Consider the following 16,474-nt stretch of genomic DNA (forward strand, 5'->3'; position numbering starts at 1 on the left):
GCCACTGAAAAAGTCCCCACTGGATAGCTTGTTAAATAGGACCGGTTGATTTCCACTCCAGGTTGCTTCGCTTTCCGCGGGGCGTGCGGTGAGCCTCCTCAGCGCTAAAGCGCCTGCGGGGTCTCACCTGTCCCGCTGATCCCGCAGGAGTCTACGCACCTTCCGTTCCAATCAACCTAGTGCTACTAAACCTTATTTAGACAAACTATAAACCGTTCAAATCCTGACTTTTTTAAGGGATTTGGGCGGTTTTTATTTTATAATAGAATTAATTTAGCTGAAATGGGTGGTTCCAATGATGTCAATGCAACAATCAATCAAACTAAGTCCTTATATGGGTCTCTATGACCTTATCGTGCCAAAGGATAATATGTTGCGTCAGATTAATGATCTGGTTGACTTTACCTTTGTTTATGAAGAGCTCAAGGATAAGTATTGCCTTGATAACGGCAGGAACGCAATCGATCCCATTCGCATGTTCAAATATCTATTATTAAAAACCATCCATGACCTTTCGGACGTGGATATTGTTGATCGTTCGAAGTATGATATGTCGTTCAAATATTTTCTGGATATGACTCCAGAAGAGGAAGTTATAGACCCGAGCTCCCTGACCAAATTCCGTAAATTGAGGTTAAAGGATATTAACCTCCTGGATCTGCTTATTAATAAAACGGTGGAGATTGCTTTAGAAAAAGAGATCATCAAAAGCAAATCCATTATTGTCGATGCCACTCATACAAAAGCCCGTTATAATCAGATGAAACCGAAAGAAGTTCTGATGGAGCGTTCCAAGAAGCTAAGGAAGGCAATTTACCAAATCGATGAATCCATGAAATCCAAATTTCCTTCCAAGACAAAGACTGATGTGTTGGAGGATGAAATTGCCTATTCACAGAAACTCATTGAAGTGATTGAAAAGGAAGAGACCCTGATTCAATACCCGGTAGTAAAAGAACAGCTTAACTTATTGAAAGAGACGGTCGCAGATGACCTTGAACAGATCAAATGCTCAAAGGATCATGATGCGAAAGTGGGACACAAGACGGCAGATTCCTCTTTCTTTGGATACAAGACCCACCTGGCAATGAGCGAGGAACGAATCATAACGGCAGCTGTCATTACGACAGGCGAGAAAAACGATGGCAAGCAACTTCAAACTCTTATTGAGAAAAGCGAAGACGCAGGTATACAGGTTGAGACTGTGATCGGCGATGCGGCGTATTCAGAAAAAGACAATATTAAGTACAGTAAAACAAACAAAATAAACTTGGTCGCAAAATTGAATCCAAGTGTTACCCAGGGATTCCGCTCAAAGGAAGACGAATTCGAATTTAATAAGGACGCTGGGATGTATGTCTGTAAAGCAGGACACCTCGCAATCAGAAAGGCTCGAACCGGAAAGAAAAACACTGGAACGAACCAGGTAGATACCTATTATTTTGATATTGATAAGTGCAAGCGTTGCCCCTTAAGGGAAGGCTGTTATAAAGAAGGTGCGAAAAGTAAGACGTATTCTGTTTCCTTGAAGTCAACTGAACACCTAGACCAGGCAGAGTTTCAGGAAAGTGAATACTTTAAGCAGAAGTCCAAGGAGCGCTATAAGATTGAAGCGAAGAATAGCGAGTTGAAACACAGACACGGGTATGATGTAGCCACATCCTCGGGTCTAATTGGCATGGAAATGCAAGGCGCCATGGCCATTTTCACGGTCAATTTAAAAAGAATTTTAAAACTGAAAGGGCAACAATAGAGGCCAAAGGGGACAAGAAACTGGAAAAAAAGCCGATTCAATTCCAAAAATATGGAGTTGGATCGGCTTTTTTGTTTGGTTATCATGAAAATCTAAAAAATCGGCAGATTTTCAGTGGCCTGCTAAATGGCTGTTCTTTTTTTTGTAGATAATAATTTTAATTATTTAAATCATATAAACCTGGAGCATGCTCATTTGGCATATCTGGCATTTCAGGCACTGGATAGCCTTTAGGCGGGTCAATAACCGATAAATTGCCGCCGTTTCTGCTAGGGGTTTGTCCCTGAAAGATTTCTCCAATCCTGGTATCATCCAGCCGGAAATTGAATTGTGCATTATGGAAGCCCAAGTCTACATATTTGCGGCACTCTGGATACTTATTTAAATCATAATTTGGAATCGGGAACAATTTGCCCCAATCCACCCCTAGCGTTTCCAAAGCTTTAGCAAAAGCATTTTGGTGGGCATTGTCCCTGACAATCAAGAAAGCGATCGTTTCCCTTAATGTTTTATTATCGCTCATTTCATAAATCCTTGATTTTTGAAGGACACCGGTTGATTCTAATACAACATTATTTAAGAGATTTGCAGCTAAATTCCCGTGGTCATAAACCCAAGAACCATTCCATGGGTTGCCGCCTGCATCGACTGGCAGGGAGGCTTTTGCCCCAATAATATAGTGATGAGGATTTGCGCCGGATTGAATGACATCATCTAATGGGGCCTCATCCAATGCCTGATTGCCCGGCATATCGCCACCAGACTCATTCAAAAGCTGATTGATTGTTGATTGAACCAGTTCCACATGTGAAAGCTCTTCGAGGAATACGCCCCTGATAAGGTCGCGGTATTGTTTAGCTTTTCCCCTGAAGTTGGCACTCTGGAATGAAAACTGCATCATTGTCCGCATTTCGCCAAACTGTCCACCAAGGGCTTCCTGGAGTACTTTTGCGGCGTGGGGATCAGGTTTATCAGGCACTATCATATTAATCAAATCTTCTTTATAGAAATACATTCGAATCAGCCACCTTTTGTATAAAAGTTCTTGTATATGATGCCTGACATTATGAGCTATTATTCCTTGCATGTATTTGTATAAAATTATCCACCGCACAGTGAACTGATGACAATACGAACCAAACAGTTATCGAAGTCTTACGGTATTCCTTTATGGGATTGCTTCTATTTCAAAAGAGTCATCCTTGCACAGCCAGAATGTTGCTGCTTCGGCTGAGGAACAATTAGCCTCCATGGAGGAAATAACAGCCTCAGCAAACAATCTGTCTACCATGGCAGACTCATTGAAGGATACGGTAACAGCCTTTAAGATTTAAAGTCTTAAACATCAAGCCATATCACAAATGGCTTGATGTTTTTTTATTTAAAGAGAGAGTGGAAACCAGCTTTTCATTTCTTGCTTCCAAGAAATATTGCTTTTGCACAAACTCCTTCCCTCCATGTTCCTCGTACCAGTCCTGAATTCGCTTAAGATGTTCTTTGTCGCTTCTGACATTGGTTTCTATATCGAGGTAAGCCTCGTAGTGATCATATTCCCAAATAGCGAAGACTTCTGTAGTTTCCTCATTATGCGGCAACATCCACCTGCCGATTAACCGTGCTCCGTATTTCAGCTGGTTAGGCAAGTTAATATCGTTAAATAATGTATTGAATGGTTCTATGAATTCATTTTTGACTATGTAAAATTTGCGGCGATAGAACAATCGTTAGACTCCCTCTCTCTATTTGGTATACTCTTCCATATTATTCAACAAGGATAGCGGAACGTCAATCCATGACCATTTTTTATGGAAAGAAGTTTCAAATCTTAAGGTTCAGGAAACCTTAAAATAAGGTATCTTTTTAATAGGGAATTTGCAAGTTGCTTTACAAGACATTGGATTAATGCGAACATTAAGGCTTATTAGAAGAGATGTCTGGAGGGTGTTTAAATGCTGGAGAATAGTTTTGTCATGGTGGCCATCATCTTAATCATCAATATCGTGTATGTGTCTTTTTTTACAATCAGGATGATCTTGACTTTGAAGGGGCAGCGTTACCTGGCTGCCGGGCTTAGCACAATTGAGGTTGTGATTTATGTTGTTGGGCTTGGGCTGGTGCTTGAAAATTTAAATGAGATACAGAACTTGATTGCGTATGCTGTCGGCTATGGAATTGGTGTCATTGTCGGGATGAAGATTGAAGAGAAGCTGGCACTTGGCTATATTACGATCAATGTGATAACAAAGGAATATGATGTGGATCTGCCGAAGTCTTTGCGTGCACTTGGCTATGGTGTGACGGATTGGGCTGCTCACGGCCTTGAGGGCGACCGGATGGCGATGCAAATCTTGACGCCGCGTAAATATGAATTGAAGCTGTATGAGAAAATCAAGGAACTGGATCCGAAGGCTTTCATCATCGCGTATGAGCCGAAATCGATCCATGGCGGGTTCTGGGTAAAATCGGTGCGGAAAGGAAAGCTGTTTTCATGAGCAAGGGTAAAAAGAAACAGATGTATGAAGTCGGTGAACATGAATCAATCGATGATTGTCTTAATAGAATGAAGAAGGATGGCTATGCGCCCGTAAGGAGGATGGAGAAACCCATCTTCAAGGAAGTGCAGAAGAACGGGGCAGTCGAGTATGAACCTGCAGGCAGACAGATCATTTTTGAGGCTAAGCCGGTGGAGGCATAGGTTGCGTTATCCGTTTAAAGCACCAAAACACGAACAATGAAAAATAATTACTTTATTAATGTTCGATTATTGGTTGACAAAAAGTCGAAACGGCTGGTAATATGTAGATGTCAAAAGTGAAATTTAGTTTTTCCCTCGTATAATAATGGGGATATGGCCCATGAGTCTCTACCTGGCAACCGTAAATTGCCGGACTATGAGGGAAAGTAGTTTTTAAGTGAAGGGAAAAGAAATCTGCGTTCACTTATGGATTTCTTTGCTTGCACACCCGGACAGACTACTTTCTCTTCTATTTAGAGGAAGCGGTCAATCCGGGTTTTTTGTTTTAACACTCCAAAGGGAGGTCAGGATCATGACGGTTGCAGTCATAATGGGGAGCAAATCGGATTGGGAAACGATGAAGCATGCATGTGACATACTTGATCAGCTCGAGGTTTCTTATATAAAGAAGGTCGTTTCAGCACATCGAACGCCGGATTTGATGTTTGAGTTTGCTGAGAAGGCCAGGGAAGAAGGAATAAAAGTCATCATTGCTGGAGCTGGAGGAGCAGCGCATTTGCCAGGTATGGTAGCGGCCAAGACTACGCTGCCGGTCATCGGGGTACCGGTGCAGTCAAGGGCGCTCAACGGATTGGATTCACTATTATCGATTGTCCAGATGCCTGGCGGCGTGCCAGTTGCGACGGTCGCAATCGGGAAAGCGGGTGCCACGAACGCCGGATTACTGGCGGCTCAGATATTGGGTGCATTTGATGGTGAAGTTGCCGAAAGGTTGGAGCGGCTGAGAGAAGAAACAAAAATGTCAGTGATGGAAAGCAGTGATGAGCTTGTCTAAATTGATTTTACCAGGAGAGACAATCGGGATCATCGGCGGCGGGCAGCTGGGCAAGATGATGGCGCAGTCAGCTAAGGCGAAGGGATTCAGGGTGATCGTACTTGATCCAACAGAGGATTGTCCGTGCGGCCAGGTGGCTGACGAGCAAATTGTCGGCAGCTATGATGATCTGGATAAAATAAAGCAGCTATCTGAACAAAGTGATGTGATCACGTACGAGTTTGAGAACATTGATGCGGATGCTCTTGAATGGCTAAATAAATATGCTTATGTGCCGCAGGGAACGGAATTGCTGCGGGTCACTCAGGACAGGATAGAAGAGAAGCGCCATATCGAGGCAGCAGGTGTAAGGGTCGCACCTTATGCTGTGGTCGCAAAAGTGGAAGATGTCAGGGATGGAGTCGAAAAACTGGGGCTGCCAGCTGTCCTGAAAACAGCTCGTGGCGGATATGATGGCAAAGGGCAGCTTGTGATCAGGTCCAAGGATGATATGGATTTGGCTGAAACACTTGTCAGCCAGGGAACTTGTGTACTGGAAAAATGGATTCCTTTTGAAAAAGAAATCTCGGTGATTGTTACTCGCGGTACGAATGGTGAGACTGCGATTTTCCCGGTCGCAGAAAATGTCCATGTGGAAAATATCCTGCATCAGACCATTGTGCCGGCAAGAATCAGTATGGAAGCTGAGACCAAGGCAGTAGAAGCAGCGAAACAGATTGCGGAGGCGTTAGGATTAATTGGGACGCTTGCAGTTGAGATGTTTTTGGCTGCCGATGATGAAATTTACATAAATGAACTGGCTCCAAGGCCGCATAATTCGGGGCATTATAGTATTGAAGCATGTGAGACTTCGCAGTTCGAGCAGCATATCATGGCAGTTTGCGGCTGGCCATTGGGTAGTACGAATTTGCTGAAGCCGGCTGTGATGGTGAATATCCTGGGGCAGCATCAGCAGCCACTGCTGGAAAGAATCGCTGAATTGCAGGATTGGAAGATTCACTTATATGGCAAAAAAGAAGCGAAGTATAAGAGGAAGATGGGGCATGTGACCCTTTTACGAGACACAGTGGAAATCGCGCTTGATGAGGCTGATAGAAGCGAAATTTGGAAAGGCGCAGCAGAAATGATCGGAGGACAAAAGAGATGATAGATCGTTATACAAGACCGGAAATGGGAGCAATCTGGACGGAGGAAAATCGCTTTAAAGCATGGCTCGAGGTTGAGATTCTTGCATGTGAAGCATGGGCAGAGCTTGGCGAGATCCCTAAGGATGACGTAAAGAAACTCCGCGAGAATGCTTCTTTTGATATTAACCGGATCAAGGAAATCGAGGAAGAGACGCGTCATGACGTCGTTGCTTTTACAAGGGCGGTGTCAGAAACACTGGGCGAAGAGCGCAAATGGGTGCATTATGGCCTGACTTCTACAGATGTGGTGGATACCGCTTTATCATATGTGCTGAAGCAGGCGAATGAGATTTTGCTTAAGGACCTTGAAAACTTTGTTGAAATCCTGACTAATAAAGCCAAAGAACATAAATACACAGTCATGATGGGCCGTACACATGGTGTTCATGCGGAGCCGACGACTTTCGGTTTGAAGCTGGCGCTATGGCTGGAAGAAATGAAGCGCAATCTTGAGCGTTTCAAAATGGCTTCCCGTGATGTCGAGTTCGGCAAGATTTCCGGTGCGGTCGGGACATATGCCAACATCGATCCATTCGTAGAATCGTATGTCTGTGAAAAATTAGGACTGAAGCCGGCACCGATTTCGACTCAGACTTTGCAGCGTGACCGCCACGCTTTTTATATGGGGACGCTTGCATTGATTGCAACTTCGATTGAAAAATTCGCGGTGGAGATTCGCGGCCTGCAAAAGAGTGAAACTCGCGAGGTTGAAGAGTTTTTTGCGAAAGGTCAGAAGGGTTCATCGGCGATGCCGCATAAGCGCAACCCGATTGGCTCTGAAAACATGACAGGTATGGCTCGTGTCATCCGCGGTTATATGACAACTGCTTACGAGAATGTGCCATTATGGCATGAGCGTGATATATCCCATTCCTCTGCAGAGAGAATTATTTTACCAGACGCGACAATCGCATTGAATTATATGCTGAACCGTTTCGGCAATATCGTGAAGAACTTGACGGTTTACCCGGAGAACATGAAGCGCAATATGGACCGGACGCTTGGCTTGATCTACTCACAGCGCGTGCTGCTAGCCTTGATCGACAAGGGCATGTCGCGTGAAGAAGCGTATGATACTGTCCAGCCTCGCGCGATGGAAGCGTGGGAGAATCAGGTGCAGTTCCGCAGCCTCATCGAGAGCGATGAAAAAATCGCCGGACTTTTAAGTGAAGCTGAAATCGATGACTGCTTCGATTACAACTACCATATCAAACATGTGGATATGATTTTTGAAAGACTAGGACTTTAATAAGAACGGGCAAGATTTCTTGCCCTTCTTTTATCTGTAAGTGACTGAAGATTGCTAATTATCTCAATCGGAGGGCGTTAAAATGGAAGAGCTGTTATACGAAGGGAAAGCGAAACGGATTTATGCGACAGATGATGAGCAGGTTGTAAGGGTTCAATACAAGGATTCGGCGACGGCGTACAACGGTGAGAAGAAAGCGGAGATTGTCGGCAAGGGGAGATTGAATAACGAGATTACAAGTCTATTATTCTTGAAGCTTCGCGAAGCGGGAATCCAATCGCATTTTATCGAAAAAATTTCTGGAAATGAGCAGCTGGTGAAGCGTGTTGAAATCATTCCGCTTGAAGTGGTTGTCAGGAATGTTGCTGCCGGCAGCTTTTCTAAGCGTCTTGGTGTTGAGGAAGGGAAACAGCTTCCACGGTCGATTGTTGAGTTTTATCTGAAGGATGATTCGCTTGGGGATCCGCTGATTACGGATGAGCATGTTGATGTGCTGGAACTGGCTACAAAAGAAGAAGTGGCTGAGCTGAAGGCAGCGGCTTTGAAAATCAATGACGTTCTGAGTGGGTTTTTCGCGGAGATTGGCGTTACTTTAATTGATTTCAAGCTTGAGTTCGGCAAGGACGCAGAGGGGAAGATTTTGCTGGCTGATGAGATTTCGCCTGATACGTGCCGCCTGTGGGATATGGAGACACAGCAGAAGCTTGATAAGGATGTATTCCGCCGTGATTTGGGGAATCTGACAGATGCTTACGAAACCATTTTAACGAGATTGGGAGGACAAATGCATGTATAAAGTGAAGGTGTATGTAACGTTAAGGGAAAGTGTTCTGGATCCTCAAGGAACGGCTGTGAAAAACTCACTGGCTACTCATGGGTATGAAGGTATCCAGGAGGTTCGCATCGGCAAGTATATGGAGCTGACTTTGGATGACAGCGTGAAGGATATAGATTCAGCGGTGAAGGAAATGTGTGAGCGACTGCTGGCGAATCCGGTAATCGAGGACTACAGGTACGAAGTCGAGGAGGTTGTTGCACAGTGAAATTTGCAGTGATCGTTTTTCCGGGTTCGAACTGTGACATCGACATGTACCATGCGGTAAAGGATGAGCTTTGCGAAGAAGCGGAGTATGTCTGGCATGACGCTGAAAGTCTAGAAGACTATGACGCGGTGCTATTGCCTGGCGGATTTTCATATGGCGATTACTTAAGATCAGGCGCAATCGCGCAGTTCAGCAATGTCATGAAAGAAGTCGTAAAGGCGGCTGAAGCAGGGAAGCCGGTGCTAGGTGTCTGCAACGGTTTTCAAATTCTGCTGGAGGCAGGATTGCTGCCTGGGGCAATGCGACGCAATGACAGCCTGAAGTTCATCTGCAAGCAGGTGGAGCTGAAGGTGGAGAATAACGAAACAATGTTTTCGGCTGGCTATGAAAAAGGCGAGATCATCACGATTCCGGTTGCGCATGGTGAAGGCAACTATTATTGCGATGAGGAAACACTTGGCCGTTTAAAGTCTAATAATCAAATCGTGTTCACATACAATGGAGAGAATCCGAACGGAAGCCTGGAGAATATTGCGGGAATCATCAATGAGCGAGGCAATGTCCTCGGTATGATGCCGCATCCGGAGCGCGCGGTCGACGAGCTGCTTGGCGGCGCCGACGGGCTGAAGCTTTTCAAATCAATCGTCAAACAATGGAGGGAAGCATATGCGCTTAATGCTTGAACCAAGTCCAGAGCAAATTAAACAGGATAAAATTTATCGTGAAATGGGACTGTCAGACAGCGAGTTTGCTTCTGCCGAAAAGATTCTTGGACGTACTCCTAACTATACAGAGACAGGTTTGTTCTCGGTCATGTGGTCAGAGCACTGCAGCTATAAGAACTCCAAGCCTGTGTTGAAAAAATTCCCTGTCACTGGCGAGCGTGTTTTACAGGGGCCTGGAGAAGGCGCGGGTATCGTGGATATTGGCGATGGCCAGGCGGTCGTGTTCAAAATCGAAAGCCATAACCATCCTTCCGCGATCGAGCCTTACCAGGGTGCTGCCACAGGTGTCGGCGGCATCATCCGCGACGTTTTTTCGATGGGAGCAAGGCCAATCGCATTATTGAATTCCCTCCGTTTCGGTGAACTTGAATCACCACGCGTGAAATATTTGTTTGAACAGGTTGTTGCCGGAATTGCCGGATATGGAAACTGCATAGGCATTCCAACAGTTGGCGGCGAAGTCCAGTTTGATGCTGCATATGAGGGCAATCCTTTAGTTAACGCGATGTGCGTAGGACTGATCAACCATGAGGACATCAAGAAGGGCCAGGCGCATGGTGTCGGCAATACGGTGATGTATGTTGGTGCGAAGACGGGCCGTGACGGAATCCATGGTGCTACTTTTGCTTCCGAGGAATTGAATGAGGCGTCTGAAGAAAAGCGCCCTGCTGTCCAGGTTGGCGATCCGTTCATGGAAAAATTGCTGTTGGAAGCTTGCCTTGAGCTTGTGAAAAATGATGCGCTTGTCGGCATCCAGGACATGGGTGCGGCTGGTTTGACGAGCTCTTCTGCAGAGATGGCTAGTAAGGCTGGTTCAGGAATCGAGATGAATCTTGACCTTGTGCCTCAGCGAGAAACAGGCATGACGGCTTATGAAATGATGCTTTCAGAGTCACAGGAGCGCATGTTGATTGTCGTTGAAAAAGGCCGTGAACAGGAAATCATCGATCTTTTTTCAAAGTATGAGCTTGAAGCGGTGGCAATCGGAAAAGTAACGGACGACAAGATGCTCCGCCTTTTACATAAAGGGGAAGTGGTGGCCGAGGTGCCGGCTGATGCGCTCGCTGAAGAGGCACCTGTCTATTACAAACCTTCCAGTGAACCGGCTTATTTCCGAGAGTTCCAGTCGATGGATAATGAAATTCCTAATGTTGAAAACTACGGAGCTACTCTCTTGCAGCTGCTGCAGCAGCCAACGATTGCGAGCAAAGAGTGGGTTTACGATCAATATGACCATATGGTGCGCACGAGCACGGTCGTTTCACCTGGTTCGGATGCAGCGGTGGTAAGGATTCGCGGCACAGAGAAGGGCCTCGCGATGACGACAGACTGCAACTCGCGCTATATCTATCTTGATCCGGAAACAGGCGGAAAGATTGCTGTTGCGGAGGCGGCACGGAATATCGTCTGCTCTGGCGGAGAGCCATTGGCGATCACGGATTGCCTGAACTTCGGAAATCCGGAAAAGCCGGAGATTTTCTGGCAGTTTGAAAAAGCGGTCGATGGCATGAGCGAAGCTTGCCGGACATTGAGCACACCTGTTATCGGCGGAAACGTGAGTCTGTATAACGAAACAAATGGCACAGCTGTCTATCCGACACCGGTTGTCGGCATGGTCGGTCTTGTTGAAAACTTGCAGCATGTCACGACTCAACATTTTAAAAATGCAGGTGACCTGATTTATCTGCTTGGCGATACGAAGGATGAGTTTGGCGGGAGCGAGCTGCAGAAGATGATGTATGGACGGATATTCGGCAAGGCGCCTGAACTCGATTTAGAAGTGGAAGCAAGCTATCAAGCTCAAATTTTAACAGCGATTAAAAATGGTCTTGTGTCTTCTGCACATGATGTAGCAGAGGGCGGCGTGGCAGTGGCGCTTGCTGAGTCCGTGATTGGCAGCAAGGGGCTTGGAGCCAGGGTTGTACTGGATGGCAACGCTGTATCAGCCTTATTCAGCGAATCGCAATCCCGCTTTATTTTATCGGTAAAACCAGAGCACCAAATTGAGTTTGAAAGTTTAACAGACGCGGTGCTGATCGGTAAAGTCGTCGATACGCCAGTTTTAAAGATTGATATAAACGGGGAGAACGTGATCAATCATGATGCAGAGGGGCTGAAGAAGGCCTGGAAAGGAGCCATCCCATGCTTGCTGAACTAAAAGGCTTGAATGAGGAATGCGGCGTTTTTGGAATCTGGGGACATCCCGAGGCAGCACAAATCACCTATTACGGTCTTCACAGCCTGCAGCATCGCGGTCAGGAAGGCACGGGCATCGTTGTCAGTGATGGCCAGCAGCTAAAGGGCCGGAAAGGCGAAGGGCTAGTGACGGAAATATTCACTGCAGATGCGATGGAAGACCTCCAGGGTGTCGGTGCCATCGGCCATGTCCGCTATGCAACTGCAGGAGGAGGCGGCTACGAGAATGTCCAGCCGCTTTTGTTCCAATCGCAAAGCGGCGGCCTGGCTCTTGCGCATAATGGCAATCTCGTAAATGCAGATGCACTAAGGAACCAGCTTGAAGCACAAGGCAGCATCTTTCAGACTAGTTCTGATACCGAGGTGCTCGCACATTTAATAAAGAGGGGCGGCTTCAGCCAGCTGAGGGACCGCGTGAAAAATGCCTTGCCGATGCTGAAGGGTGCCTATGCCTTTTTGATCATGACCGAGACAGAATTCATGGTCGCGCTCGATCCGCATGGCCTGCGCCCGCTCTCATTGGGCAGATTGGGTGACGCTTATGTCGTCGCGTCTGAAACATGCGCGTTTGATATCATCGGCGCTGAGTTTGTCAGGGACATCCTGCCAGGCGAATTGCTTGTGATTGATGCAGACGGCTTGCATTCTGAAATGTACTCTATGAATTCAACCACGGCCATCTGTACGATGGAATATATTTATTTTTCAAGACCGGACAGCAACATTCACGGAATCAACGTGCATGCAGCCCGTAAAAACCTCGGCAAGCAGCTGGCGAAGGAAGTTCCGATCAAGGCTGATGTTGTGACGGGTGTTCCGGATTCCAGTATTTCTGCAGCGATCGGGTATGCAGAGGAATCTGGCATTCCTTATGAGATGGGTTTGATCAAGAACCGCTATGTCGGCCGTACTTTCATCCAGCCATCCCAGTCATTGAGGGAACAAGGGGTGAAGATGAAGCTTTCGCCGGTGCGCGGAATCGTTGAGGGCAAGCGTGTTATTATGGTGGACGACTCGATTGTACGCGGCACGACTAGCCGCCGGATTGTGAAAATGCTAAAGGAGGCGGGTGCGACCGAGGTCCATGTCGTCATCAGCTCGCCGCCAATCCAGAATCCGTGCTTTTACGGAATTGATACTTCGACTCGAGAGGAGCTGATCGCTTCTGAACATTCGGTAGAAGAGATTCGTCAGTTAATCGGTGCTGACACATTGACGTTCCTGAGTGTCGAGGGCATGCTCGAGGCGATTGGGCGCAATGATGGCGGAGAGACGCGCGGCCAGTGTCTGGCATGTTTCACAGGGAAGTACCCGACGGAAATCTATCCGCAGGCCGTGCCTGCCGGGCAGAAGTGCTGATCAGAGCTTTCTGAAGTGTTATTCCAAATAAAGGGGAATTGTGCAATTACAGCGGGTTTTCGTGCAATTAAATGGATTATGTGTGCAAATACTGAAGTTCTTTGTGCAATTATGATGAGTGTTTGTGCAATTCCGCCAGCTTTTTACGCAATCAGAGAAATGGCCGTAAAAAGACTGGCTCTTTTGTCACTTAGAATAAATTTAAACAGCCAAATCGGAGGTAGTGAACATGGCAAATGCGTATAAGCAGGCTGGTGTGGATATTGAGGCCGGGTACGAGGCGGTCGAACGGATTAAAAAGCATGTGAATCGGACAGTCCGGCCTGGTGTAATGGGGGCGCTGGGCGGTTTCGGCGGGATGTTCGACCTTTCCAGCCTTGATCTGAAGGAACCAGTTCTCGTTTCGGGAACGGATGGGGTCGGCACGAAGCTGATGCTCGCCTTTATGATGGACCGCCATGATACAATCGGCATAGATGCTGTCGCGATGTGCGTGAATGACATCGTTGTCCAGGGAGCGGAGCCATTATATTTCCTCGACTACATCGCCTGCGGCAAGGCTCAGCCTGAAAAAATCGAGGCGATTGTCAAAGGGATTGCAGATGGCTGTGAGCAGGCTGGCTGCGCGCTTGTCGGTGGTGAAACTGCCGAAATGCCGGGGATGTACTCTCCGGAAGAATACGATTTGGCTGGTTTTGCGGTCGGAGCCTGTGAAAAAGCTGATATAATCACCGGCCAGCAAATCAAGGAAGACGATGTGCTGATCGGTCTGGCGTCAAGCGGCATCCACAGCAATGGCTACTCGCTAGTACGGAAGGTATTTTTCGAACAGTCCGGCTGGGAGCTTGACCGGTATGTTGATGAGTTCGGCTGTACGCTTGGCGAGGAGCTGCTGAAACCGACGCGCATTTATGTAAAATCGGTGCTTGCCGCGATGAAGCAGTTCGAGCTTAAAGGACTTGCCCATATTACTGGCGGCGGTTTTATTGAAAATATCCCAAGGATGCTTCCAGAAGGGCTTGGCGCTGAAATTGAGGAAGGCAGCTGGGAGATTCCTCAGGTGTTTAAAACGTTGGAGTCTTTAGCACAACTTGAGCGAACGGAAATGTATAATACATTTAATATGGGCATTGGCATGGTGGCAGCTGTTGATAAAAATATTGCCCATGAAGTGGTGAAGTATTTTAACGAGCAGGGTGAGAAGGCTTCGATCATCGGCACAGTTACTGGTTCAGAAGGGATCCAGATGAAAAGAGCTGGTGAGCGGGTATGAAAAAAATAGCTGTTTTTGCATCGGGCAGCGGCAGCAATTTTCAAGCAATCGCGGTCGCGGCCCAGGCTGGCACATTGAATGTTGAAATTAGCTTGCTCGTTTGCGACAAGCCTGGCGCTTTTGCGGTCGATCGCGCCGAAATGCTCGGGATTCCGGCACTCGTCATCAGTCCGAAGAGCTATGCTTCCAAGGCGGCATATGAGACAGAGATTTTACAAAAGCTTGCTGGACTTGAAATCGATATGATTGTCCTTGCCGGCTATATGCGCCTCATCGGGCCGACATTGCTCGGGGCTTATGAAGGAAAAATTCTCAACATCCACCCGTCATTATTGCCTGCATTCCCAGGGAAGGATGCCATTGGCCAGGCGCTGGCAGCGGGAGTAACGAAAACCGGAGTGACCATCCATTTCGTCGATGAAGGGATGGATACCGGGCCGATCATCGCGAGTACGGCTGTGAAAATCGCTCCCGGCGAGACGAAAGAGACCCTTCAGAAGAAAATACAGCGGATTGAACACAGTTTGTATCCAGAAGTTTTGGAGCAGCTGTTGAACGGAGAAGAGGAGGCAGTACAATGGGAAAAAAGCGTGCACTGATCAGTGTTTCAAATAAGGAAGGAATTGTTGAGTTAGCGAAGGAGCTTGTACAGCTTGGGTTTGAGATCGTTTCGACTGGAGGCACAAAACAAGCGCTGAAGGATGGCGGCGTGCCAGTCATTGGGATCAGCGATGTGACCGGTTTTCCGGAGATCCTTGAGGGGCGTGTGAAGACGCTGCATCCAAAAATCCATGGCGGCCTGCTTGCGAAGTATGACGACACATCGCACCAGAGTCAGCTGGCTGAAAACGAAATCGAAAAAATCGAGCTAGTCTGCGTGAATTTGTACCCTTTTAAAGAAACGATCTCAAAACCTGGTGTAACGCCAGAGGATGCGATTGAAAACATCGATATCGGCGGTCCGGCGATGCTCCGTGCATCAGCAAAAAACCATCAATACATAACCGTGCTAGTGGATCCTGCAGATTACCAGCAGGTGATTGAAGAGTACAAAACACAGAACGAAACTACGCTGGAAACGCGCCGCCGTTTGGCTGCGAAGGTATTCCGCCATACAGCTGCTTATGATGCGCTGATTGCTGAATACATGACGAATCTCGCTGGCGAGGAACAGCCGGAAAAAATGACGGTCACTTACGAGTTGAAGCAAAGTCTTCGCTATGGCGAAAATCCGCATCAGAAGGCTGCTTTTTACCAGAAGCCGCTTGGCTCGGCATTTTCGGTGGCGGCAGCTGAACAGCTACACGGAAAAGAGCTTTCCTATAATAATATCAATGATGCGAACGCTGCCTTGCAGATTGTAAAAGAATTCTCTGAGCCTGCTGCGGTTGCGGTCAAGCACATGAACCCATGCGGAGTTGGCGCGGGCAAGGACATATTTGATGCTTTCGGAAAATCTTTCGAAGCGGATCCTGTTTCCATTTTTGGCGGCATCATCGCCTTGAATCGCGAAGTCGATGGTGAGACTGCTCGCAAGCTTTATGAAATTTTCCTTGAGATTATCATCGCTCCTTCTTTTAGCGAGGAAGCACTTGAAATTTTAACGGCGAAGAAGAATCTTCGCTTGTTGAAGGTCTCTTTTGATGGGGAAGCTTCAAAAGAAAATACACTATCTTCAATTGAAGGCGGTTTGCTCGTTCAGGAACAAGATACATTTGGATTTGATGAAGCGGAAATCTCCGTGCCGACGAAACGTGAACCGACGGAAGCCGAGTGGGAAGCGTTGAAGCTCGGATGGAAAGTTGTTAAGCATGTTAAGTCCAATGCGATTGTCGTGGCGAATAAAGATATGACGCTCGGAATCGGTGCAGGACAAATGAACCGTGTCGGTGCCGCTAAAATTGCCTTGGAACAGGCCGGGTCTAAAGCCGATGGAGCAGCGCTCGCATCTGATGCGTTCTTCCCGATGGATGACACTGTCGAAGCAGCGGCAAAAGCCGGTATCACGGCGATCATCCAGCCGGGTGGATCAGTGCGCGATGCCGATTCTATCAAAAAAGCGGATGAATATGGCATTGCAATGGTGTTTACAGGCGTAAGGCATTTCAAGCATTGATATCAGGAAAGTAATAGATGATAAGCAGTTCTGAATTTTACGG

General features: G+C 47.1%; 16 protein-coding genes and 1 riboswitch. Of the genes, 14 read left to right on the forward strand and 2 right to left on the reverse strand.

Annotated features, from left to right (window positions below; translation table 11 throughout):
- Positions 1 to 295: 295 nt before the first annotated feature.
- Positions 296 to 1,753, forward strand: coding sequence for an IS1182 family transposase (locus RH061_RS01655; protein WP_311070855.1), 1,458 nt, complete (start codon positions 296 to 298; stop codon positions 1,751 to 1,753).
- Positions 1,754 to 1,910: 157 nt separating this feature from the next.
- Here the strand turns inward: RH061_RS01655 and RH061_RS01660 are convergent, their stop codons facing one another.
- Positions 1,911 to 2,768 carry a manganese catalase family protein gene (locus RH061_RS01660; protein WP_311073452.1) on the reverse strand — a complete coding sequence of 286 codons (858 nt, stop codon included), beginning with the start codon at positions 2,766 to 2,768 and terminating at the stop codon, positions 1,911 to 1,913.
- Positions 2,769 to 3,108: 340 nt separating this feature from the next.
- On the reverse strand, positions 3,109 to 3,474 hold the full coding sequence (locus tag RH061_RS01665; RefSeq protein WP_311073454.1) for a cytoplasmic protein: 366 nt from the start codon (positions 3,472 to 3,474) through the stop codon (positions 3,109 to 3,111).
- Between the two features lie 228 nt (positions 3,475 to 3,702).
- Between RH061_RS01665 and RH061_RS01670 the strand changes: the two genes are divergently transcribed.
- The 13 genes from RH061_RS01670 to purH all read left to right on the forward strand — a co-directional run bounded on the left by RH061_RS01670 (position 3,703) and on the right by purH (position 16,431).
- Positions 3,703 to 4,245: a DUF2179 domain-containing protein gene (locus RH061_RS01670; RefSeq protein WP_311073455.1), complete on the forward strand. Its 543-nt coding sequence runs from the start codon at positions 3,703 to 3,705 to the stop codon at positions 4,243 to 4,245.
- Positions 4,242 to 4,448, forward strand: coding sequence for an NETI motif-containing protein (locus tag RH061_RS01675; RefSeq protein ID WP_311073457.1), 207 nt, complete (start codon positions 4,242 to 4,244; stop codon positions 4,446 to 4,448). The genes RH061_RS01670 and RH061_RS01675 overlap by 4 nt, the downstream gene beginning before the upstream one ends.
- Positions 4,449 to 4,563: 115 nt before the next feature.
- Positions 4,564 to 4,665: riboswitch (purine riboswitch) on the forward strand.
- 135 nt (positions 4,666 to 4,800) lie between these two features.
- Complete coding sequence (gene purE / locus RH061_RS01680) at positions 4,801 to 5,283, forward strand: 5-(carboxyamino)imidazole ribonucleotide mutase (RefSeq protein WP_311073459.1); 483 nt, start codon at positions 4,801 to 4,803, stop codon at positions 5,281 to 5,283.
- Positions 5,270 to 6,430, forward strand: coding sequence for a 5-(carboxyamino)imidazole ribonucleotide synthase (purK, locus tag RH061_RS01685; protein ID WP_311073460.1), 1,161 nt, complete (start codon positions 5,270 to 5,272; stop codon positions 6,428 to 6,430). Before purE ends, purK begins: the two co-directional genes overlap by 14 nt.
- Positions 6,427 to 7,719, forward strand: a complete 1,293-nt coding sequence (gene purB / locus RH061_RS01690; protein WP_311073461.1) for an adenylosuccinate lyase — start codon at positions 6,427 to 6,429, stop codon at positions 7,717 to 7,719. The genes purK and purB overlap by 4 nt, the downstream gene beginning before the upstream one ends.
- An 82-nt stretch (positions 7,720 to 7,801) precedes the next feature.
- Positions 7,802 to 8,515, forward strand: a complete 714-nt coding sequence (gene purC, locus RH061_RS01695) for a phosphoribosylaminoimidazolesuccinocarboxamide synthase (RefSeq protein ID WP_311073462.1) — start codon at positions 7,802 to 7,804, stop codon at positions 8,513 to 8,515.
- Positions 8,508 to 8,762, forward strand: coding sequence for a phosphoribosylformylglycinamidine synthase subunit PurS (purS, locus tag RH061_RS01700; RefSeq protein ID WP_311073463.1), 255 nt, complete (start codon positions 8,508 to 8,510; stop codon positions 8,760 to 8,762). Before purC ends, purS begins: the two co-directional genes overlap by 8 nt.
- Positions 8,759 to 9,445, forward strand: a complete 687-nt coding sequence (purQ, locus tag RH061_RS01705; RefSeq protein ID WP_311073465.1) for a phosphoribosylformylglycinamidine synthase subunit PurQ — start codon at positions 8,759 to 8,761, stop codon at positions 9,443 to 9,445. The genes purS and purQ overlap by 4 nt, the downstream gene beginning before the upstream one ends.
- On the forward strand, positions 9,429 to 11,645 hold the full coding sequence (purL, locus tag RH061_RS01710) for a phosphoribosylformylglycinamidine synthase subunit PurL (RefSeq protein ID WP_311073467.1): 2,217 nt from the start codon (positions 9,429 to 9,431) through the stop codon (positions 11,643 to 11,645). The genes purQ and purL overlap by 17 nt, the downstream gene beginning before the upstream one ends.
- A complete protein-coding gene (purF, locus tag RH061_RS01715) occupies positions 11,630 to 13,042 on the forward strand; it encodes an amidophosphoribosyltransferase (protein WP_311073468.1) in 1,413 nt (470 codons plus the stop codon). The genes purL and purF overlap by 16 nt, the downstream gene beginning before the upstream one ends.
- A 229-nt stretch (positions 13,043 to 13,271) precedes the next feature.
- Positions 13,272 to 14,315: a phosphoribosylformylglycinamidine cyclo-ligase gene (gene purM, locus RH061_RS01720; RefSeq protein WP_311073469.1), complete on the forward strand. Its 1,044-nt coding sequence runs from the start codon at positions 13,272 to 13,274 to the stop codon at positions 14,313 to 14,315.
- A complete protein-coding gene (gene purN / locus RH061_RS01725) occupies positions 14,312 to 14,914 on the forward strand; it encodes a phosphoribosylglycinamide formyltransferase (protein ID WP_311073470.1) in 603 nt (200 codons plus the stop codon). The genes purM and purN overlap by 4 nt, the downstream gene beginning before the upstream one ends.
- On the forward strand, positions 14,893 to 16,431 hold the full coding sequence (gene purH / locus RH061_RS01730; RefSeq protein ID WP_311073471.1) for a bifunctional phosphoribosylaminoimidazolecarboxamide formyltransferase/IMP cyclohydrolase: 1,539 nt from the start codon (positions 14,893 to 14,895) through the stop codon (positions 16,429 to 16,431). Before purN ends, purH begins: the two co-directional genes overlap by 22 nt.
- Positions 16,432 to 16,474: the final 43 nt, after the last annotated feature.

The sequence above is a fragment of the Mesobacillus jeotgali genome, assembly GCF_031759225.1.
Lineage (GTDB): Bacteria > Bacillota > Bacilli > Bacillales > Cytobacillaceae > Mesobacillus > Mesobacillus jeotgali_B.

What these genes read in the sequence shown, in the direction of transcription:
- purL (WP_311073467.1), top strand. Translation starts at nt 9,429, where the DNA reads ATGCGCTTAATGCTTGAACCAAGTCCAGAGCAAATTAAACAGGATAAA.
- RH061_RS01675 (WP_311073457.1), top strand. Translation starts at nt 4,242, where the DNA reads ATGAGCAAGGGTAAAAAGAAACAGATGTATGAAGTCGGTGAACATGAA.
- purM (WP_311073469.1), top strand. Translation starts at nt 13,272, where the DNA reads ATGGCAAATGCGTATAAGCAGGCTGGTGTGGATATTGAGGCCGGGTAC.
- purC (WP_311073462.1), top strand. Translation starts at nt 7,802, where the DNA reads ATGGAAGAGCTGTTATACGAAGGGAAAGCGAAACGGATTTATGCGACA.
- purN (WP_311073470.1), top strand. Translation starts at nt 14,312, where the DNA reads ATGAAAAAAATAGCTGTTTTTGCATCGGGCAGCGGCAGCAATTTTCAA.
- purH (WP_311073471.1), top strand. Translation starts at nt 14,893, where the DNA reads ATGGGAAAAAAGCGTGCACTGATCAGTGTTTCAAATAAGGAAGGAATT.
- purK (WP_311073460.1), top strand. Translation starts at nt 5,270, where the DNA reads ATGAGCTTGTCTAAATTGATTTTACCAGGAGAGACAATCGGGATCATC.
- RH061_RS01660 (WP_311073452.1), bottom strand. Translation starts at nt 2,768, where the DNA reads ATGTATTTCTATAAAGAAGATTTGATTAATATGATAGTGCCTGATAAA.
- purS (WP_311073463.1), top strand. Translation starts at nt 8,508, where the DNA reads ATGTATAAAGTGAAGGTGTATGTAACGTTAAGGGAAAGTGTTCTGGAT.
- purF (WP_311073468.1), top strand. Translation starts at nt 11,630, where the DNA reads ATGCTTGCTGAACTAAAAGGCTTGAATGAGGAATGCGGCGTTTTTGGA.
- purE (WP_311073459.1), top strand. Translation starts at nt 4,801, where the DNA reads ATGACGGTTGCAGTCATAATGGGGAGCAAATCGGATTGGGAAACGATG.
- purB (WP_311073461.1), top strand. Translation starts at nt 6,427, where the DNA reads ATGATAGATCGTTATACAAGACCGGAAATGGGAGCAATCTGGACGGAG.
- RH061_RS01655 (WP_311070855.1), top strand. Translation starts at nt 296, where the DNA reads ATGATGTCAATGCAACAATCAATCAAACTAAGTCCTTATATGGGTCTC.
- RH061_RS01670 (WP_311073455.1), top strand. Translation starts at nt 3,703, where the DNA reads ATGCTGGAGAATAGTTTTGTCATGGTGGCCATCATCTTAATCATCAAT.